Raw genomic sequence first — 17,152 nt, 5'->3', positions numbered from 1 at the left:
TTAAAGCTCCAGCAGGCCGCCGTCCCCATTTTCATCCGCGAACGCCAGCAGCGTGCCCTTGGCGTTCCAGGCGAGTCCGGCGACCGGCGGGGTGCCGTTGCGGCGGACCAGGATCTCCGCGCCGTCCTCCAGCCGCACCATCAGCACGGTGCCGTCGCTGTAGCCGGCGGCGAGGATGTCGTTCTTGGGGTGGCAGGCCACCACCGCGACGCGCGCTTGCAGCGGCGCGAGCATCGCGGGCTCCTTGCCCATCGGACCGTCCTTGCCGGCGAACGGCCACAGGATCACAGTGTCGGCGCCCGAGGTCGCCAGCGCCTTGCCGCCGGCGCTCCAGGACATCGAGCGGACGCGGCCAGGATAACCGGTCATGCGCATGTGCCTGTTGTCGGCGAGCCGCCAGCCATGCAGCGCCGCCTCGTGCATCGCAGTGACCAGGAACTTGTTGTCCGGGCTGAAAGTGACGCCGAGATGCGAGCCGGCCCAGGGCAGGAATTCGGCTGTGGCAGCCATGTTGGGAAACCACAGCGTCGCGCCGTTGTAATGCGCGATCGCGAGCCGGAGGCCTTTCGGCGCGAAGGCAAGGCCGCCGACGGTCGAGGGCACCTCGATCGACTTCTCCTCGGTCTTGCCGCTCTTGACGGTCGCCGTCTTGCCGGCCGACCAGGCGAAGGCGCCATCTGGATGCAGCGCCACCGCGTCGATCCAGCGCCGCTTCGGATCGGTGGCGAGCAGGGTCACCTCGCCCTTGGCATCGAGCGACACGACCTTGCCGTCGTCGCCGCCCATGACGAGGCGCTTGCCGTCGGAGGCGGTCGAGAGGATGCCGCCGCTGTGCACGGCGACCTTGCTGATCTCGCCCTTGGCATCGACCAACGCGACATTCTCCTCGCCGCCGACGAAGGCGGCCCGATCGGCGAGGAAATGCACTGACGTCACGGCCATGCCGAGCGCGACCGGCTTGACGCGGTCGGTGACGGAGACGATCGAGGCGGAGTCGGGAGCCGGCGTAAACTCTTTCATCACGAGACGATGCAGCTCTCAAAACCCTTGCGGATGGCTTCTTCCGGCAGTTCGCGGCCGATGAAGATGAGGCGGCTCTCGCGCGGCTCGCCCTCCTTCCACTTCCGCTGGTGGTCGCCCTCCAGCATCATGTGGACGCCCTGGAAGACGTAGCGGTCGTCATCGTCGTGGAAGGCGAGGATGCCCTTGGAGCGCAGGATCTTGCCGCCCTCGATCTGCACCAGGTTCTGGAGCCAGGGCATGAACACGTTGGGATCGAGCGGCTTGTCGGTCTTGAGCGCTAGCGATTGCATGTCCTCGTCGTGATAGTGCTTCAGGCCATGGCCGTGATCATGGTGGTTGTGATGGTCGTGGCCATGGTGATGATGATCATGGTCGTGGTCATGATCGTCGGCCTCAAGGAAATCAGGCTCGATGTCGAGGATGCGGTCGAGGTCGAACGCGCCGCGATCGAGCACGTCGGCCAGCGCCACCGAGCAGCGCTCGGTGCGATGCAGCTTCGCATAGGGGTTGATGCCGCGGATGCGGGCCTCGACCTCGGCGAGCTCGCCCTTGTTGACGAGGTCGGTCTTGTTCAGCACGATCACGTCGGCAAAGGCGATCTGGTTCTTGGCCTCGGGCGCGTCCTTGAGCCGGTCGGACAACCACTTTGCGTCCGCCACAGTTACAACCGCATCGAGCCGCGCGTTCTTCTGCACGTCCTCGTCGACGAAGAAGGTCTGGGCGACCGGCGCCGGATCGGCAAGGCCGGTGGTCTCGACGATGATGGCGTCGAACTTGCCCTTGCGCTTCATCAAGCCGTCCATGATGCGCACGAGGTCGCCGCGCACGGTGCAGCAGATGCAGCCGTTGTTCATCTCGAACACTTCCTCATCGGCGCCGATGATGAGGTCGTTGTCGATGCCGATTTCGCCGAATTCGTTGACGATGACGGCGTATTTCTTGCCGTGGTTCTCCGACAGGATGCGGTTCAAAAGCGTGGTCTTGCCGGCGCCGAGATAGCCGGTCAGTACGGTCACGGGAATTTTTGGGGCAGTCGCTTCAGACATAACAACTCCGGACTTTAAGGCTTTTCGCGCGACGCGAGGCGGGGTGGCCCCTGCCCTAGTGGTCAAGCGCGCTGGTCAGGGCCTTTATATTGTGCCTGACCATGTCAATGTAAGTGGGTGCAGGCCCCTTTTCGCCGGTCAAACCGTCGGAAATCAAGGTCCCGCCGACCTTTGCCCCGGTCTCGGCCGCGATCCGCCGGATCAGCCGGTCGTCGCTGATATTTTCCAGGAACACGGCCGGGATTTTCTGGGCCTTGATCTGGCCGATGATCGCGGCGATGTCGCGCGCGCTGGGTTCGGTCTCCGTGGAGACACCCAAGGGGGCGATGAACTGGATACCGTATTCGGCGGAAAAATAGCCGAAGGCGTCGTGGGTGGAGATCACCTTGCGCCGCTCCAGTGGGATCTTGGCCACGGCCTCGCGGACCTCGCGGTCCAGGGTTTCGAGCTTTTCCAAATAGGCTTTGGCCTGGGCGCGGAAGAACTCCGCGTCATCCGGGGCGGCCGCGGCGAGTGCATTGGCGATGTCGGTGACATAGACCTTGGCGTTGGGGATGGACTGCCAGGCGTGGGGATCGGCGGCCGAACCCAATTTCAGGGGCGCGATACCGGTGCTCGCAGTCACGACCGTCGCCTTGCTGCCCGAGGACTGCACGAGCCGCGGCAGCCACCCCTCGAGGCCGAGCCCGTTGACGATGACGAGATTTGCATCCGCGATTCGCTTCGCATCGCTCGGTGCAGGCGTGTAGACGTGGACATCGCTGTCGGCGCCGACCAGCGTGGTCAGATTGATCCTGCTACCACCGACATTGCGGACGAAATCGGCGAGGATCGAGAAGCTCGCGACCACGTTGAGTCGCTCTGTGGCGTGCAGCGGCGGGGCGATCAGCAACAGCGCACAAAGCAGGATGAGCCGCATCGTCACGCTTCCAGATGCCGGCCGGGAAACAATTGCCGGACGATACCGCCGACGCGGCCGAACAGGACGGAGACCACATAGAGCGCCGTCGCCACGAGAATGATCGCAGGGCCCGACGGCACGCGGGTCTGGAACGACAGCACGAGGCCGGCATAGCCCGAGACGGCGGCAGCGACGACCGCGATGCAGATCATGGCGGTGAGATCGCGTGACCAGAACCGCGCAATGCCGGCCGGCAGGATCATGAGGCCGACCGCAAGCAGCGTGCCGAGTGCCTGAAAGCCGTTGACGAGGTTGATCACGACGAGCGCGAGGAAAGCGAGATGCGCAGGCCCCCCGGCGCGGCTCACCGTGCGCAGGAACAAGGGATCGACGCTCTCGACCACCAGCGGGCGGTAGATCACGGCGAGCACGAGCAGCGTCACCGTGGCGTTGAAGGCCACCACCAGCAGCGTCTGGTCGTCCATCGCGAGGATGTTGCCGAACAGCACATGCAAGAGATCGATATTGGTGCCCTTGATCGAAACGATGGTGACGCCGAGCGCGAGCGAGGCCAGATAGAAGGTGGCCAGCGAAGCGTCCTCCTTCAGCCCGGTCGAGCGTGCGACCACACCGGCGAGGATCGCGACCGCAAAGCCGGCGATCAGGCCGCCGGCGGTCATCGCGAACAGGTTGAGCCCGGAGAGCAGGAAGCCGACGGCGGCGCCCGGCAGGATCGCATGCGCCATGGCATCGCCGACGAGACTCATCCGCCGCAGCATCAGGAACACGCCGATCGGCGCGCCCGCCAGCGACAGCGCGATCACGGCGGCGAGTGCCCGCCGCATGAACTCGAATTCGGTGAACGGACCGATCAGCGCATCATAGGCCATTTGCGATCACGCCGCCTGCGAACGCCCGTCGTCGGCCGCGCAGGCCGCCGCACTGTCGTCGAAGGCCTCGCACATCCGCATCGCGACCATCAAATTCTCCGGCGTCAGCACCTCGGCCGTCGGTCCCCACGCCACGGGGCCGCGCGCCAGCACCAGCGTCTCGCTGAAATGGGTGCGCACCATCTCCATGTCATGCAACGCGGCCAGCACGGTGCGGCCCTCGGTGTGCCACTCCTTCACCAGCGCGAGCAGATCGGCCGTGGTCTTGCTGTCGATGGCGTTGAAGGGCTCGTCGAGCACGATCAAGGTCGCGTCCTGGAGCAGCACCCGCGCGAACAGCACGCGCTGCATCTGGCCGCCGGAGAGCGTGCCGATTGGGCGGTTCTCGAACCCGTTGAGACCAACGGCGGCGATCGCGCGCAGGATTTTTTGCCGCGCAGCCTTGCCGATGCCGCCGAACAGGCCCGTCCCGCGCCACAGCCCGGTGCCGACGAAATCGAACACCGAGATCGGAAAGCTGCGGTCGATCTCCGCGCTCTGCGGCAGGTAGGCGATGTCCCTGCTGTCGCGGCCTCCGAGATGGATGCTGCCGTCGAGCGGCTTGAGGATGCCGACGATGCCGCGCAGCAACGTCGATTTGCCGGCGCCGTTCGGGCCGATCACGGCGACCAGCGCACCGGGTGCGACCTCGCCGTTGAGATGGTGCACGGCCGGATGCCGGTCATAGCCGAGCGTGACGTTGTGGAAGGCTAGCTGTGCCATGGTCACCTCATCGCCAGGAAGACCATGCCCCAGAGCACGGCGCAGACGGTAAGCGCGGCCGCGAGGCGCCCCGCCATGGTCATGCGCAGGATCGACCACGGCGCCGCTTGAGCCGGATGCGGCGAAGCCGCGTCATGGACATGGGCATGGGTGTGGTCGTGCCCGTGCGAATGGGCGTGGTCGTGGGAATGGTCGTGATGATGGGCGTGAGAGGCGGCGGGAACCATCCCAAGACGTTATATTATAACATTGCGCCTGTCCACGCCGGGCTCAGGGCCGGTCGATCAGCATGGCGATGGCGGCCGCTACGAACGGGAACGGCACCGACACCGCGCAACGAAACCAGACGAACCGGGCCGGCATGAACGGGATCTCCCACAGGATCACCCGCTGGAAGGCGAACAGGGCCCAGGCAACGACATAAGCAACCACCTGAGGCACCCCGCCGCCGGACTTCAATGCCACCGTGCCGATAGAGAAGCCGATCACAGGCCCGCCCGGCGTGGCGGCGCCGGCGACCACGGCAGACGCGACCCCAAGCCAGCCACTGTCCGGCCCGAGCCAGCCGGTGATCACCTCTTGCGGGATGATGGCGGCGATGTAGCCGGAGCCGATCACCCCCAGCGCGATCCGCGGCACGATGTTGATGAAGTCCATCGAGCCTTCGCGCAGAGAAGCCTTGAACACGGCAGGGCTGCGGCGGAAGGCGATCAGGCCGACGCCGAACACCGAGCCCCACAACAGGATGTCGATCAGGAGCGCGGCGCTCACGTCTCGTCGCCCTTCGGGATTGGCTTCGGATAGAGCCGGACATAGACGAAGCGGCCGAGCGCGCCGGCGAGCACCGGCAGCGGCAGCGAGATCACGATCCGCCACAGCGTGAAATCGGTGCCCATGATCGGGATTTCCCAGGCCACCGCCCGGCCGTAGCCGATCAGGGTCCAGCTCACGACCATGGCGATGGTGGCGCCGAAATCGGCACCGACCGCGAGCAGCGCGCTCGCCACCGGATAGGCGGTGAAGGGACCGCCGGGCAGGATCGCGCCGAAGGCGGTGCCGATCAGAAGCCCCATCAGGCCGGATTTCGGCCCGAGCGAGCGCGAGACTTTTTCGTGCGGCAGGATTTCCGAGATGAACGCACCAAGCAGGCAACCGGCGAGCACGCGCGGCAGGATGCCGCCGAACAGCGAGAGGTCGTGGGTGAGAATGTCGAGAACACCATCGGTGCCGTCACGCCGCCAGACCAGACCCGCGCTCACCGCCACCAGGGCCGCGATGATGATGGTCGACCAGCCGATCGGCTTGCGCGCACGCCCCGGCCGCGGCTCGGAGTCCGCGTCCTCGGCAGACGCCGGGTCTTTCGGGGAAGGTTCTGACAACGGGCTCGGTCGGATCGAGGGTGATGCCCATCCTGCTTAAGGGGGCTGCCCATGCGATGCAAACGGAACGATCACAGGCCGATACGCGCACCGCGCAGGGCAATTCCGCACAGCAAAAAGGCGGCCGCGCATGCGACCGCCCTTCTCTACTCTGTCATTCCGGGGCGCGTCAGCGCCGAACCCGGAATCCATCGGGCGTCATCCCGAGTGGACAAATGGATTCCGGGTCGGCACTGGCGCGCCCCGGAATGACTCCAAATGCCTACGCCTTCTCGAACAGCGACTCGACGTATTCCCAGTTCACGAGGTTCTCGACGAACGCCTTGAGATAGTCCGGACGGCGGTTGCGATAGTCGATGTAGTAGGAGTGCTCCCAGACGTCGCAGCCGAGGATCGGGGTGGCGCCGTGCACCAGCGGATTCTCGCCGTTCGGGGTCTTGGAGATCTCGAGCTTGCCGTTCTTGACCTGGAGCCAGCACCAGCCGGAGCCGAACTGGCCGACGCCGGCCGCCTGGAAGTCGGTCTTGAATTTATCGAAGCCGCCGAGGTCCTCGTTGATCTTCTTCTCGAGCTTGCCGGGCAGCTTGGTGCCGCCGCCATTGGGCTTCATCCAGCTCCAGAAGTGGATGTGGTTGTAGTGCTGGCCGGCATTGTTGAACACCGCGGGGTTCTTGCCGAACGAGCCCTTGACGATCTCTTCAAGGGATTTGCCTTCCCATTCGGTCCCCTTGAGCGCGTTGTTGCCGTTGGTGACGTAGGCCTGATGATGCTTGTCGTGATGATATTCCAGCGTCTCCTTCGACATATACTGGCCGAGGGCGTCATAGGCGTAAGGGAGAGGGGGCAGCGTAAAGGTCATGGCTTCTTGTCCGCAACTGGTGGGGAACGAGTTCTAACGGTCACCCCTTATAGAAGGTTCCTGCGTCGTTAAATACCGCCAATTTGCGAAAATGCGTGATGCGAACGCTTGGCACGATTGCATAAAATCGTCGCAGCACGCGGACATTCGCGCGGCCTTGGTGGCGTGATGCAAAATATCATTGCCTTTGAGGCGCTTATGGCAGAACGAATGCACCACGGACCGACCTTGCGAAAGACAGAGCCATGAGCATCGAGATCGACATTTTGAACGGCGACGCCTCGTGGCCGATCGCAGAGCCGCTGCACCAGGCAATCTGGGGCCCACACATGGTTGCGGATAAGCCTTGGGCTCACGTCAAATGGGATAACGCTCATCTTCGCGTGCTGCTCGACACGCCCGACGACGGCCTCGTCTGCCATGTCGGCGTCTACTTCCGGACCGTCACCTGGAACGGACAGAAGGTCCATGTCGGCGGCATCGGAGGCGTCTGTACCCGCGAGGACCGGCGCGGTCGCGGCTATGCAACCATGGCGATCGACGCGGCGGTGCACACTATGCGCGCCAACGAGGCGGTGCGCTTCGCGCTGTTGTTCTGCGAGCCGCACAATTTCGCGTTCTACGAGGCGCGCCGATGGCAGCCCTTCAAGGGCGAGGTCTATTGCGAGCAGCCGGAGGGACGAATCCGCTTCGACTACATGGCACCCTACGTCTTCGACATCGTCCGGGCGCCGACGCTAGGCACCATCGACCTATGCGGCCTGCCCTGGTGAGCCCTGCGTGAGCGGAGGGCTGCGCCGGCCGCCTCACACCCTATAATATGTCGACCATCATTTAATATTCCGCCCGGTGAACATGACGATCGACGCCCCTGCAGACGCCGTCCCGCCGCTTGCGCCGGTCGCCTCCCCCATCGCCAACCTGCTGACGGCGCCGATCCTGCCGACATTGCTGCGGCTCGCGATCCCAAACATGATCGCGATGGTCGGCAGCACGCTGGTTGCGATCGCAGAGACTTCCTATATCGGCCGGCTCGGCACCATCCCGCTCGCCGCGATCGCGCTGGTGTTTCCGTTCGCGATGCTGACGCAGATGATGAGCGCGGGCGCGATGGGCGGCGGCGTCTCCTCCGCGATCAGCCGCGCGCTCGGCGCAGGAGATCGCGACCGCGCCGCGACGCTGGCGCTGCATGCCGCCATCATCGGCCTCTGCGGCGGCCTGTTCTTCACGGTGATGATGCTCATCTTCGGCCGCTCGTTCTTCGCGCTGCTCGGCGGCCGCGAGCGCGTGCTGGAGGAGGCCAGCGGCTACTCGCAGGTGCTGTTCTCCGGCGCGGTTGCGATCTGGCTCGTCAATACGCTGGCCTCGGTGATCCGCGGCACCGGCGACATGCGTCTGCCTTCGATGACGTTGATCGGGGCGAGCCTGCTCCAGGTCGCACTCGGCGGCACGCTGGGGCTTGGCCTGTTCGGCGTGAAGCAATTCGGCATGCCCGGCGTCGCGAGCGGCCAGCTGATCGCGTTCAGCTGTGCCGCGATCTTCTTGCTCTGGTACCTCTTGTCCGGCCGCAGCAGGCTGCCGCTCGACTTCCGCGCCTTCCATTTCGAGCGCGCGATGTTCGTGGACATTCTCAATGTGGGCGCGGTGGCCTGCCTGTCGCCACTCCAGACCGTGCTCACCATTCTGATCTTCACAAAAATCCTCGCGACCTTCGGCACCGAGATGCTGGCCGGCTACGGCATCGGCTCGCGGCTGGAATTCTTGCTGATCCCGATCACCTTCGCCTTCGGCATCGCATCGGTACCGATGGTCGGCATGGCGATCGGCGCCGGACATCTGAAGCGCGCGCGGCGCGTGGCCTGGACCGCGGCCGCCGCCTCTGGACTCACGGTCGGCCTGATCGGCCTCGGGATCGCGCTCGATCCGTCGCTGTGGGTCGCGCTGTTCACGCGGGATCCGGGCGTTACCGCCGCCGCCCACAGCTATTTCCACTGGGCAGGTCCGGCCTTCGTGTTCTTCGGCATGGGCGTGTCGTTGTACTTCTCCTCACAAGGCGCGGCGCGCGTCGGCGGGCCCGTGCTCGCCTCCACAGCGCGGCTCCTGATCGTCGCGATCGGCGGCGTCGGCCTCATGACGTTGCAGGCGCCGGCCTGGACCTTGTTCGCTCTGGTCGGCTGCGCGATGGTCGTGTTCGGGCTCTCGACCGCCGTCTCGGTCGCCTTCGTGCACTGGGGCAAATGAGCGCAGGCGAATAAGCACAGACAGTAAGCGCAGGAATGTGATTCCATCCAGCGTTGCACTATTCTGCCGGACTGCTATGGAGGCGCCGTCATTTTCGGGGGCTCTCTCCATGTTCAGCAGATTCGCGATTCCCTTCGTCGTCCTGGCTGCGCTGCTTGGCGCGACGAGCGCCCATGCGCAGAGCGCCGACGGGACCTGGCTCACCCAGGCGGGTGATGCGCGCGTGAAGATCAGCAAATGCGGCGGCGGCATCTGCGGCCACATCGTCTGGCTGCGCGAACCCATGGACACCGCGACCGGCCAGCCCGCGACCGACAATAAGAATCCCAATCCCGCGCTCGCCAGGCGTCCGATGATCGGCCTGCCATTGTTCAGCGGCATGCAGCCGTCAGCTCCGAACAAATGGTCGGGCCAGATCTACAATGCCGACGACGGCAGCACCTATGCGAGCAGTATCAGCGTGATGGGCGCGGATTCGCTGCGCGTCGAGGGCTGCGTCGGCGCGCTCTGCGGCGGCGAGACCTGGACGCGCGCGGGGCGATAGCCGCCGCTCACGTCGTCATTGCCTTCAACGCCGTCGCAGCCGAGGCATAGCCGCCCCGCGCGCCGTCGATGAAATGGACGTGGTCGCTGCGCAGCGCCGAGGGCGTGAAGCAGGTCATCATCGCAGCGTCCTGCTGATAGAGGCCGTAGCGCACGATGCCCTCGCGCGCGGCTGCAGCGAGACGATCGCTCAGCGCGCGCTCGAGCTCGTTCGTACAGTCGAGGATCATGCGCAATCCGTCGTCATATTTCCTGAAGTCCGAGTTCTCGACCACCTGACGCTTGTAGACGTCTGGCACGAAGCCGCCGACTTTGATGTCGAAGCGCATGATCAGATAGGCGAACAACGTGTAGGCCAGGACGGCGGCCCGGCGCGCAAGCAGCGGGCCGCCGCGCCTGCTGCGGGCTTCATAATCCAGCCCCTGCGGCGGCCATTTCAGCGGCGGCCCCTGCGCCGGCACCGGGCGGCCGCCATCCGGACTGCGCTCGACGAGATGGATGATGTCCTCGATCACTTTGCGGAAAGCCAGCGGGTCAGCGCCACGCGCTGGCATCACCAGCACCGACAGGATCAATCCGCGTGACGCCGGCATCACCTCGAAGCGGCAGGACAGGCCGGAGAGATCGGGCTGCGTGCCGTCCGGCGCCTCGGTCACTGCGAACTCGCCGCGCTTCATCGCGGCGTCGGCCCAGGCGAGGCCGCCGCCGGAGAACATCGCATAGGACAGGTTCGCCGACGGACCGAAGCGTGCGACGCGTACGTCGAGGCCTTGCGCACGGATGGCGCTGACCGGCACCAGGGCGACGCGCATCTTCAGATCAAGATCCTCACGCACCCAGGTCGCGGTCGCCGCCAGCGCGTCGCGGGCCAGTTCGAGATCGTGAGGCGCGACCGCAAAGCTGGCACCGTCGCCGCCGAACACGAAGGGGAATTCGCGCCCCTCCAACGCGTTGGTCACCGCCGCGATCACGGCGGCGCCGGCCATGTTCACCGCCTTGTAGCGCTGCGCCGCGATAGCCTTGGTCGAATCGACGATGTCGGCAACGCCGACGCTCCAGTCGTCCGGCAGCGGCGCATACAGCACCGGGTCCATCAGGCTGGTGAAACCACGGAAGACCGGAATGCCGCTGTAGAAGGATTCGCCTGATGTCATCGGGTGATGCCGGACGGTTGGGATGGCGCGTTGCGAAAAGTAGATACGTGGCAGGATCGATCCGGGTTCGCCGGCCGGCCTCTCCGCGACGTCCCGATCATTGGCCGAAATGGAGCCGGACAACAAGCTCGCACCGCGATGCAGTGCTGCAGTTTGTCATTGATCGACATCAAACGACACACCGCAAAAGTCGTTTACTCTTGATTTATCGAAAATGAATGCCCGGGATCATCGAAGTGTCCGACATCGGCAACAAGGACTCGACCTCACCCGTACGCCGGCGCACGGGCCTCGACGCAATCAGCGCGGTGAAGATGCCGGAACGGCTGACCGCCGCCGTCGATGCCTGGGCTGAAGCCCATCAGCTGACCCGCTCGGATGCAATCTGCAAGCTCGTCGAACTGGCGCTGAAGATCGCGCCTGCCGAACCGGCATCAGCGCACGCGATCACATCGGACGCCACGCAGATTGAATACATCGCCGTGCACGAGATCGACGCACTGCTTGATCCCGCATTGCCGGCAGACGAACGCGAGCGCCGCATCGCCGCCTCACCGAGGGGCCGCCGGAGTTCTCACATGAACGAATTGACTTGCCGAAGCATCAGAGGTGAGTGGCTAGTGCAGCTTCTCGTCCTGACGCTTGCGCACCGTTGACGCGGGGACATCGTGACAGCCGACCAGCCGCACGAATTGCTGCGGATACATTTCGTGGCCGTGATCACCGGAATTCTGATGCGACATCGGCTGGCAATGGACATCGTCCGGCCTCGAGCAAGACTGCTCTGCTGACGCGCGGCCCAGGTTCGAAGCGGTCATGGACTGCTCCCTGTCGATTAGGGCAGATCGATTGACGTAACCCAACCGATTGCGGGGCATCATACGACCAAATCCGGTGAATTCAAATTGAGCCGGATCAAATCTATTGCGGCGACAGAGTTCCGCTACGCCGTATTCCCCGCGTCGATCGTGAACACGGTGCCGGTGACGTTGCGGCCGCCCTCACCGAGCAGATATTCCACCATGCGCGCGACGTCCTCTGTCTCCGGCAGGCGGCGCAGTGCGCTGCGGCCGGCGATGCGTTTGCGTCCCTCGTCGGAGAGATTGTGCGTCAGCTCGGTGTCGATGAATCCCGGCGCGATCGCATTCACGGTGATGCCGAGCTTGCCGACCTCGCGCGCCAGCGAGCGGGTGAAGCCGGTCGCGGCCGCCTTGGTGGCGCCGTAGACGGAGAGGCCATTATAGCCGGTGGTCGCGATGATCGAGGAGATGTTGATGATGCGGCCGGCGCCATCGGCCATCATCTGCCGCGCGACATATTTGGTGAGGATGATCGGCGACAGCACGTTGAGCTCCACCAGCGCCTCGATCTCGGAATTGTGCATGGTGGCGAGCAGGCCTTCGGTGCCGAGGCCGGCATTGTTGACGAGGCCGTAGATCGGGCCGAATTCGTCGCGGACGAGCTTTGCGAAAGCGGGGATCGCGTCGATCACGGCGAGATCGCAGGCGCGGAAATGCAGGCATTGCTCGGACGCGGCGATTGCGGCCTTGAGCTCCTCGCTCTCGCGCCGTGCGGCGGCAATCACGTTGAAGCCAGCGCCGGCGAGGCGCCTTGCGATCGCAAGGCCAATGCCGCGGCTGCCGCCGGTGACGAGAACATTATGCATCGGTGCGCGCCAGTTTGCCGGCCGGAGTGACGTCGAGCGCCTCGACGAAGCGGATCACCGCCGGCACCTTGTGCGAGGCGAGCTGGGCGCGGCACTGGTCAAGGATCTGGTCGCGGATCTCATTCGCGCGGGCGGGATCGGAGCCGTCGGCGACGAGGATCACGTCGGCGACGACGATGCCGCCGGTGATCGGGCTGCGGCGGGATTTGGCCCGCGACATCCGCACGTCGGGATGGCGGTTGATCGCTGCCTCGATCTCCTCGGGGTGAACCTTCAGCCCGCCGATATTGATGATGCCGCCGCGGCGGCCGACGAAATAATAGCGATCGCCGCGCAGCTCGACGATGTCGCCGCTATCGACAAAGCCGTCCGCATCGGTGAGCGCGGCAGCGTTGCGGCCAATGTAAGCGTGCGCGGTGCGCGTCGAGCGGATGCGCAGCGAGCCGTCGACCACCTTCATCTCGACACCATTGCGGTTACCGAGATAGTCGGCCGGAAAACCCTCCAGCCCGTCATTGACAGCGAAGCCTACGCCGGCCTCGGTCGAGGCATAGGCATGACCGACGGAGGCATTGGGGAATGCCGCTTTCAAGCCGTCCAGCACCGCCTGATCGGCGATCTCGCCGGAGAGACGTACGTAACCCGGCGCGAACTGTGCCGCCGAGCCGCTCATCAGGAGCTTGCGCCAGTGCGAGGGCGTGCCGGAGATATGCGAGACGCCGCGCACATTCAGCCGCGCGACGTGATCGGCCAACGCCTCATGCGGGTTCGACAGCACCATCGAGCCGCCGGAAAGGATGGCGCGGAGGAAGATTTGCAGCCCGCCATAGCGGCGGATGTCGTAGAACGTCGCCCACACCGGCGCAGGTCCGCGCGCGGGGCCTTCGGCGACGATTGCGCCGGTGAGTGCTTCCAGCGTGTGCCCGGCGATCTTGGGCACGCCCGACGTACCCGAAGTCAGCATCAGCCATTCCGTGGCACGTTCGGTCTTCGCCGGCGCGGCCGCTTCGAGCGGCAGGTCTGCAGTGACAATGAGCGCGACGCCGGTGTTGGCCCAGCGATCCGGCTCGTCAGTCACGACGGCATCGATCCCGGCATCCGCGATCAACGCATCGAGATGCGCCGGGTTGAGATCGGGCGGGCACAGCAGCATGCGACGCGCGATGCCGTCGAGCTCGATCATGGCAAGGCCCGACCGGAGCTGGTCGGACAGCCTGAGCAGCACACAGCGGCCGGACAATTCGCGCAGGCGGCCGCCGAGGACCGTCTGCGACAGGATGTCCGTCAGCGACACGCTCGTCTGCGCATCTGACAGCGTGCGGCCCTTCAGCTCCGCGCCGAGATGGTCGCGAAGCGCAAAGATCTCACGCGGGGACATTTTCGTAGGCCCGCACGAAATCGCCCACGGTGGCGGGGAACGCTGCGTCCTCGGAAATGGTGAAGGGGTCGACGCCGGTCTCGTCCTCAAGACGCGCGACCAGGATCGCGAAGGCGAGCGAGTCGAAGCCCGTCTCGTGCAGGGACAGATCGTCCGAGAGTGCAGGAAGCGTGACGTGCTGTTCCTTGGCGATCTGCTGGATCGCTTCAATGACCTTAGACCTTACCGACATGGCTGGCTCGCTTGTTGTTATCGATCGTTCGCGTTGCGGCGGCTCTTGCTGACCGCCTCCCCATGGCCGCCTGTTTACCCGACAGAAGTAAATGGCTTCTTGGACAATTCAGATAAAATTGGACCTATCTGCGGATTTTTCGCAGCGTTACAACCTGATCGCGCCGTCCACGATCTGCGCATAGGCCTCAGCATCAAGCGCGACATAGGCGCCGGATTTCGGGTCAGCCATGAACAGCGCATCCGTTATCGCCTCTGGATCGAAGCCTTCGCGCGCGAGGTCGCCCTTCTTCTGCTTGAAGGTCTCGGTCGCATCGATCTCGCAAGAGATGCGAATGAAAACGGGACGGGCATAGGCCGGCAGGCGCTGTGCCAGATGCGCAGGCAGTGCGGCGATCTCAAAGCCCTCATTCACAACAAGCGCGCTCATGCCGGCGCGGCCGTCGGTACCGGGGATGCTGACGCCGTAGGTGGTGGCATCGATCACGCCGGTGAAATCCCGCACGGCATCGTTCACTTCCGACGTCGCGACGTTCTCGCCCTTCCAGCGGAAGGTGTCGCCGATGCGGTCGACGAAATGGAAGAAGCCCTTGTCGTCGACCCGCATCAGGTCGCCGGTGCGGAACCAGGCATCGCCGCTGGCGAAGACGTCGCGCAGGATCTTCTTCTCGGTCTCGCCCGCGTCGGTATAGCCCTCGAAACGGCCGCCGCCCTGGTCCGCGGTGCCGATGCGGCCGATCGCTTCCCCGGCCTCGCCACGGACGCAGGCGATGCAAAAGCCCTCTTCGTTGCGCAGCGGCGCGCCGGTATCGGGATCGAGCTTGACAAGGCTTGCGGGAAAGCGATGCGCGAGCAGCGGCGGGATGCGGCCGATCGCGCCCGGCTGGCCATCGACGTTGAACAGCGAGAAATTACCCTCGGTTGCAGCATAGAACTCGAGGATGCCCGGAATGGAAAAGCGCGCCTGAAAGTCTTCCCAGATGTCGCCACGCAGGCCGTTGCCGCAGACGAGCCGCAGGCGATGCCGGTTCTCATATTCCGACGGCGGCGCCTTGAGCAGATAACGGCAGAGCTCGCCGATATACTGGAACAGCGTGCAATCATGCCGGACGATGTCGGACCAGAAATGCGAGGCCGAAAACTTCTCCGCAATCACTACCGAGCCGCCGGCAGCCAGCATGCTGCAGGGCGCGACGATGCCGCCGACCGAGTGGAACAGCGGCAGGCAATCGTAGAGCCGGTCCTGCGGCGTCGCGCCGGTGAGGCCGGCGAACCAAAAGCCCCAATTGAGGATGCGGCGGTGACTGATGCTGGCGGCCTTGGGCAAGCCCGTGGTGCCCGAGGTATAGATCAGCAGCGCGCGGTCATCGATGGTGATGTTGCCGTGTTCGTCCGGCGAGAGCGCTCCATCGTCGAGCGCGGCCAGCGCCACGTCGATCGCGCGTTCGCTGCGGGCATCGCCATGGGTCCAGACTTTTGCGTCCGTCTTCAGGTACGGCGCCGCGCTGTCCCACATCTCCATCAGCTCATGCGCAACGATGACATGCGACGGCTTTGCGACGTCGACGCAATGTGCGAGCGATTGCCCAATGAGCTTGGTGTTGATCAGCGCAGCCACGCCGCCGATACGGCTGATGCCGAGCCAGGCCGCGACATAGTCGATGCCATTCGGCATGATCAGAGCAACGGTGTCGCCCTTGGCAACGCCAGCCGACCGAGCCCAGCGCGCATAGCGGTTGATCCTTTTCGACAGACCTTCGTAATCGAGAGTGGCATCGTCGGTCACCAGCGCTGCGCGATCGGGCTGGCGCTGCGCCCAATCGTCGACGACGTCCGCAAACAGACGTCCCGGCAGCGTCTCGATCCGCGCGGTGAGCTCGATCGCCTTCAGCCAGATTTTCGAAGCCGAGGGGGCGCGCGCGGCTTTCGGTTGCTCGAGGACACCGGTGGTCATGCCGTTCATTCTTTCGGGACGTGTCTGCTGATCCGGCAGCTTAGACCTGCGAGCCTGCCCAGATGTTAAGAGACAGGCTAAAACCCGGTTAGTGCGGGATTAACGCTAGCGATCCTTTACCAAGCGGGCGAGTTCGGCGGCATGCTGCCGGCCGAGACGATCGCTGGCGCAAGGTGGAGTTGTCGGGGATCAGGAAGGGGTAGGCCCCAGGCGAGACCGCGCGGCAATCCGCCCGGTGCTAACCATTTCGCCTATAACGCGGGCGCGATGCCGGGACGTTGACGGCAAAGTACGGATTGAGATCGCAAGTTGCGGCGCGGCCCGACGCAGTGGCGCGGCACTGCGGTACCGAGACAAAGGAGCACTCGTACCAGTCCCCGCCGCCGCCGTTTGAGCCGGAATAGACGTGCATGCAGACGGGGTAGCGCGGATCAAAGGTCTGCGCATGTGAGGGCGCGGCTACCAGTAAGGCACCGAAAGTCGCGATCAGGCCGAATGAGTGGCGCATGAAAACGGTCCTCGGAAGTCGCATCGCGGAAGCGCTAATATACCTTCTTGTAGCGCCGGCGCGGCGGCGGCGGTTCATCGAAAGCGTAATAGGGATTGACGTCGCAGCTCGCGGAGCGGCCTGACGCCGTGGCACGGCATTGCGGCAGCGAAGTGAAGGAGCAGTCGTAATAATCGCCGCCGCCACCGGCGAAGCCGCCGGGCGTGTAGACATGCATGCACACCGGGTAGCGCGGATCGTAGGTCTGGGCGCTGGCATCTGCCGCCACGAACAGCGTGGCAATGGCGGTGAGGGTCAGGATCGGCAGGCGCATCGGGCAGTCCTCGAATCGTGGCAACGGCACGCGTTATTTCATTTCGATATGGCACAACAACGCGGAAGAAGCGATTGTTCCTGTTCATACCTCTCCCGCTTGTGACACGCACCGAAACGGATGAGACACGGCGCTGCAACGACGCAAAAGCGGAAAAGAGCTCCGTTTCGGGCCTGCACAGGACGCATATCTCACGACAGCATTCCTTCGACAAAGGTCGCAAGCATCCGGAGCAGGAATCCGTTCGCAGGCTGCAGCGAACGGACTACTCTTTCGGTTACAACACTGGCCCCGGACCAACGAC

Annotated in this window: 20 protein-coding genes and 1 pseudogene; 4 read left to right on the top strand and 17 right to left on the bottom strand. The window is 64.8% G+C overall.

Annotation, left to right across the window (positions count from 1 at the left end):
• From LRP30_RS04365 to LRP30_RS04325, 9 genes are all read right to left on the bottom strand, one after another.
• Window positions 1–1,020, bottom strand: a complete 1,020-nt coding sequence (locus LRP30_RS04365) for a WD40 repeat domain-containing protein (protein WP_164940101.1) — start codon at window positions 1,018–1,020, stop codon at window positions 1–3.
• Complete coding sequence (locus tag LRP30_RS04360) at window positions 1,020–2,069, bottom strand: GTP-binding protein (protein WP_128931275.1); 1,050 nt, start codon at window positions 2,067–2,069, stop codon at window positions 1,020–1,022. The genes LRP30_RS04365 and LRP30_RS04360 overlap by 1 nt, the downstream gene beginning before the upstream one ends.
• Window positions 2,070–2,124: 55 nt before the next feature.
• Window positions 2,125–2,988 carry a zinc ABC transporter substrate-binding protein gene (locus LRP30_RS04355; RefSeq protein ID WP_249759464.1) on the bottom strand — a complete coding sequence of 288 codons (864 nt, stop codon included), beginning with the start codon at window positions 2,986–2,988 and terminating at the stop codon, window positions 2,125–2,127.
• A gap of 2 nt (window positions 2,989–2,990) precedes the next feature.
• Complete coding sequence (locus LRP30_RS04350) at window positions 2,991–3,860, bottom strand: metal ABC transporter permease (RefSeq protein WP_128944457.1); 870 nt, start codon at window positions 3,858–3,860, stop codon at window positions 2,991–2,993.
• A gap of 6 nt (window positions 3,861–3,866) precedes the next feature.
• The gene (locus LRP30_RS04345) at window positions 3,867–4,622 is read right to left on the bottom strand and encodes an ABC transporter ATP-binding protein (RefSeq protein ID WP_164939302.1); all 756 of its coding nucleotides are present in this window, start codon (window positions 4,620–4,622) and stop codon (window positions 3,867–3,869) included.
• A 2-nt stretch (window positions 4,623–4,624) separates the two neighbouring features.
• On the bottom strand, window positions 4,625–4,849 hold the full coding sequence (locus tag LRP30_RS04340; RefSeq protein WP_249759463.1) for a hypothetical protein: 225 nt from the start codon (window positions 4,847–4,849) through the stop codon (window positions 4,625–4,627).
• A 43-nt stretch (window positions 4,850–4,892) separates the two neighbouring features.
• Window positions 4,893–5,393, bottom strand: coding sequence for a hypothetical protein (locus tag LRP30_RS04335; protein WP_128931270.1), 501 nt, complete (start codon window positions 5,391–5,393; stop codon window positions 4,893–4,895).
• Window positions 5,390–6,001, bottom strand: coding sequence for a permease (locus LRP30_RS04330; protein ID WP_249759462.1), 612 nt, complete (start codon window positions 5,999–6,001; stop codon window positions 5,390–5,392). Before LRP30_RS04330 ends, LRP30_RS04335 begins: the two co-directional genes overlap by 4 nt.
• A gap of 262 nt (window positions 6,002–6,263) precedes the next feature.
• A complete protein-coding gene (locus tag LRP30_RS04325) occupies window positions 6,264–6,860 on the bottom strand; it encodes a superoxide dismutase (RefSeq protein ID WP_061846478.1) in 597 nt (198 codons plus the stop codon).
• 245 nt (window positions 6,861–7,105) lie between these two features.
• Between LRP30_RS04325 and LRP30_RS04320 the strand changes: the two genes are divergently transcribed.
• The 3 genes from LRP30_RS04320 (at window position 7,106) to LRP30_RS04310 (ending at window position 9,645) form a co-directional block, all read left to right on the top strand.
• Window positions 7,106–7,633 carry a GNAT family N-acetyltransferase gene (locus LRP30_RS04320; protein ID WP_128931268.1) on the top strand — a complete coding sequence of 176 codons (528 nt, stop codon included), beginning with the start codon at window positions 7,106–7,108 and terminating at the stop codon, window positions 7,631–7,633.
• Between the two features lie 82 nt (window positions 7,634–7,715).
• Window positions 7,716–9,101, top strand: coding sequence for an MATE family efflux transporter (locus tag LRP30_RS04315; RefSeq protein WP_249759461.1), 1,386 nt, complete (start codon window positions 7,716–7,718; stop codon window positions 9,099–9,101).
• Window positions 9,102–9,210: 109 nt separating this feature from the next.
• Complete coding sequence (locus tag LRP30_RS04310; RefSeq protein WP_249759460.1) at window positions 9,211–9,645, top strand: DUF2147 domain-containing protein; 435 nt, start codon at window positions 9,211–9,213, stop codon at window positions 9,643–9,645.
• 7 nt (window positions 9,646–9,652) lie between these two features.
• Here the strand turns inward: LRP30_RS04310 and LRP30_RS04305 are convergent, their stop codons facing one another.
• Complete coding sequence (locus LRP30_RS04305; RefSeq protein ID WP_249759459.1) at window positions 9,653–10,798, bottom strand: DUF3095 domain-containing protein; 1,146 nt, start codon at window positions 10,796–10,798, stop codon at window positions 9,653–9,655.
• 227 nt (window positions 10,799–11,025) lie between these two features.
• Between LRP30_RS04305 and LRP30_RS04300 the strand changes: the two are divergent.
• Window positions 11,026–11,411: pseudogene (locus tag LRP30_RS04300) on the top strand (hypothetical protein).
• 4 nt (window positions 11,412–11,415) lie between these two features.
• Here the strand turns inward: LRP30_RS04300 and LRP30_RS04295 are convergent.
• The 7 genes from LRP30_RS04295 to LRP30_RS04265 form a co-directional block, all read right to left on the bottom strand.
• Window positions 11,416–11,616: a hypothetical protein gene (locus tag LRP30_RS04295; protein WP_128931264.1), complete on the bottom strand. Its 201-nt coding sequence runs from the start codon at window positions 11,614–11,616 to the stop codon at window positions 11,416–11,418.
• 125 nt (window positions 11,617–11,741) lie between these two features.
• Window positions 11,742–12,464, bottom strand: a complete 723-nt coding sequence (locus tag LRP30_RS04290; RefSeq protein WP_249759458.1) for an SDR family NAD(P)-dependent oxidoreductase — start codon at window positions 12,462–12,464, stop codon at window positions 11,742–11,744.
• A complete protein-coding gene (locus tag LRP30_RS04285; protein ID WP_249759457.1) occupies window positions 12,457–13,842 on the bottom strand; it encodes a class I adenylate-forming enzyme family protein in 1,386 nt (461 codons plus the stop codon). Before LRP30_RS04285 ends, LRP30_RS04290 begins: the two co-directional genes overlap by 8 nt.
• On the bottom strand, window positions 13,829–14,074 hold the full coding sequence (locus LRP30_RS04280) for an acyl carrier protein (protein ID WP_015688794.1): 246 nt from the start codon (window positions 14,072–14,074) through the stop codon (window positions 13,829–13,831). The genes LRP30_RS04285 and LRP30_RS04280 overlap by 14 nt, the downstream gene beginning before the upstream one ends.
• 147 nt (window positions 14,075–14,221) lie before the next feature.
• Window positions 14,222–16,036 carry a long-chain-acyl-CoA synthetase gene (locus LRP30_RS04275; RefSeq protein ID WP_249759456.1) on the bottom strand — a complete coding sequence of 605 codons (1,815 nt, stop codon included), beginning with the start codon at window positions 16,034–16,036 and terminating at the stop codon, window positions 14,222–14,224.
• Between the two features lie 229 nt (window positions 16,037–16,265).
• Window positions 16,266–16,535 (bottom strand): DUF3551 domain-containing protein, encoded by a 270-nt coding sequence (locus LRP30_RS04270; protein WP_128931260.1) that lies wholly within the window; start codon window positions 16,533–16,535, stop codon window positions 16,266–16,268.
• Between the two features lie 34 nt (window positions 16,536–16,569).
• Window positions 16,570–16,848 (bottom strand): DUF3551 domain-containing protein, encoded by a 279-nt coding sequence (locus tag LRP30_RS04265; RefSeq protein WP_249759455.1) that lies wholly within the window; start codon window positions 16,846–16,848, stop codon window positions 16,570–16,572.
• Window positions 16,849–17,152 lie beyond the last annotated feature (304 nt).

This window comes from Bradyrhizobium sp. C-145 (genome assembly GCF_023375135.1).
Lineage (GTDB): Bacteria > Pseudomonadota > Alphaproteobacteria > Rhizobiales > Xanthobacteraceae > Bradyrhizobium > Bradyrhizobium zhanjiangense.
Note: the sequence above shows the minus strand (reverse complement) of the source record. Positions and strands in the feature narration are given on the sequence as shown.

What these genes read in the sequence shown, in the direction of transcription:
- LRP30_RS04365 (WP_164940101.1), bottom strand. Translation starts at nt 1,020, where the DNA reads ATGAAAGAGTTTACGCCGGCTCCCGACTCCGCCTCGATCGTCTCCGTC.
- LRP30_RS04360 (WP_128931275.1), bottom strand. Translation starts at nt 2,069, where the DNA reads ATGTCTGAAGCGACTGCCCCAAAAATTCCCGTGACCGTACTGACCGGC.
- LRP30_RS04355 (WP_249759464.1), bottom strand. Translation starts at nt 2,988, where the DNA reads ATGCGGCTCATCCTGCTTTGTGCGCTGTTGCTGATCGCCCCGCCGCTG.
- LRP30_RS04350 (WP_128944457.1), bottom strand. Translation starts at nt 3,860, where the DNA reads ATGGCCTATGATGCGCTGATCGGTCCGTTCACCGAATTCGAGTTCATG.
- LRP30_RS04345 (WP_164939302.1), bottom strand. Translation starts at nt 4,622, where the DNA reads ATGGCACAGCTAGCCTTCCACAACGTCACGCTCGGCTATGACCGGCAT.
- LRP30_RS04340 (WP_249759463.1), bottom strand. Translation starts at nt 4,849, where the DNA reads ATGGTTCCCGCCGCCTCTCACGCCCATCATCACGACCATTCCCACGAC.
- LRP30_RS04325 (WP_061846478.1), bottom strand. Translation starts at nt 6,860, where the DNA reads ATGACCTTTACGCTGCCCCCTCTCCCTTACGCCTATGACGCCCTCGGC.
- LRP30_RS04320 (WP_128931268.1), top strand. Translation starts at nt 7,106, where the DNA reads ATGAGCATCGAGATCGACATTTTGAACGGCGACGCCTCGTGGCCGATC.
- LRP30_RS04315 (WP_249759461.1), top strand. Translation starts at nt 7,716, where the DNA reads ATGACGATCGACGCCCCTGCAGACGCCGTCCCGCCGCTTGCGCCGGTC.
- LRP30_RS04310 (WP_249759460.1), top strand. Translation starts at nt 9,211, where the DNA reads ATGTTCAGCAGATTCGCGATTCCCTTCGTCGTCCTGGCTGCGCTGCTT.
- LRP30_RS04305 (WP_249759459.1), bottom strand. Translation starts at nt 10,798, where the DNA reads ATGACATCAGGCGAATCCTTCTACAGCGGCATTCCGGTCTTCCGTGGT.
- LRP30_RS04295 (WP_128931264.1), bottom strand. Translation starts at nt 11,616, where the DNA reads ATGACCGCTTCGAACCTGGGCCGCGCGTCAGCAGAGCAGTCTTGCTCG.
- LRP30_RS04290 (WP_249759458.1), bottom strand. Translation starts at nt 12,464, where the DNA reads ATGCATAATGTTCTCGTCACCGGCGGCAGCCGCGGCATTGGCCTTGCG.
- LRP30_RS04285 (WP_249759457.1), bottom strand. Translation starts at nt 13,842, where the DNA reads ATGTCCCCGCGTGAGATCTTTGCGCTTCGCGACCATCTCGGCGCGGAG.
- LRP30_RS04280 (WP_015688794.1), bottom strand. Translation starts at nt 14,074, where the DNA reads ATGTCGGTAAGGTCTAAGGTCATTGAAGCGATCCAGCAGATCGCCAAG.
- LRP30_RS04275 (WP_249759456.1), bottom strand. Translation starts at nt 16,036, where the DNA reads ATGAACGGCATGACCACCGGTGTCCTCGAGCAACCGAAAGCCGCGCGC.
- LRP30_RS04270 (WP_128931260.1), bottom strand. Translation starts at nt 16,535, where the DNA reads ATGCGCCACTCATTCGGCCTGATCGCGACTTTCGGTGCCTTACTGGTA.
- LRP30_RS04265 (WP_249759455.1), bottom strand. Translation starts at nt 16,848, where the DNA reads ATGCGCCTGCCGATCCTGACCCTCACCGCCATTGCCACGCTGTTCGTG.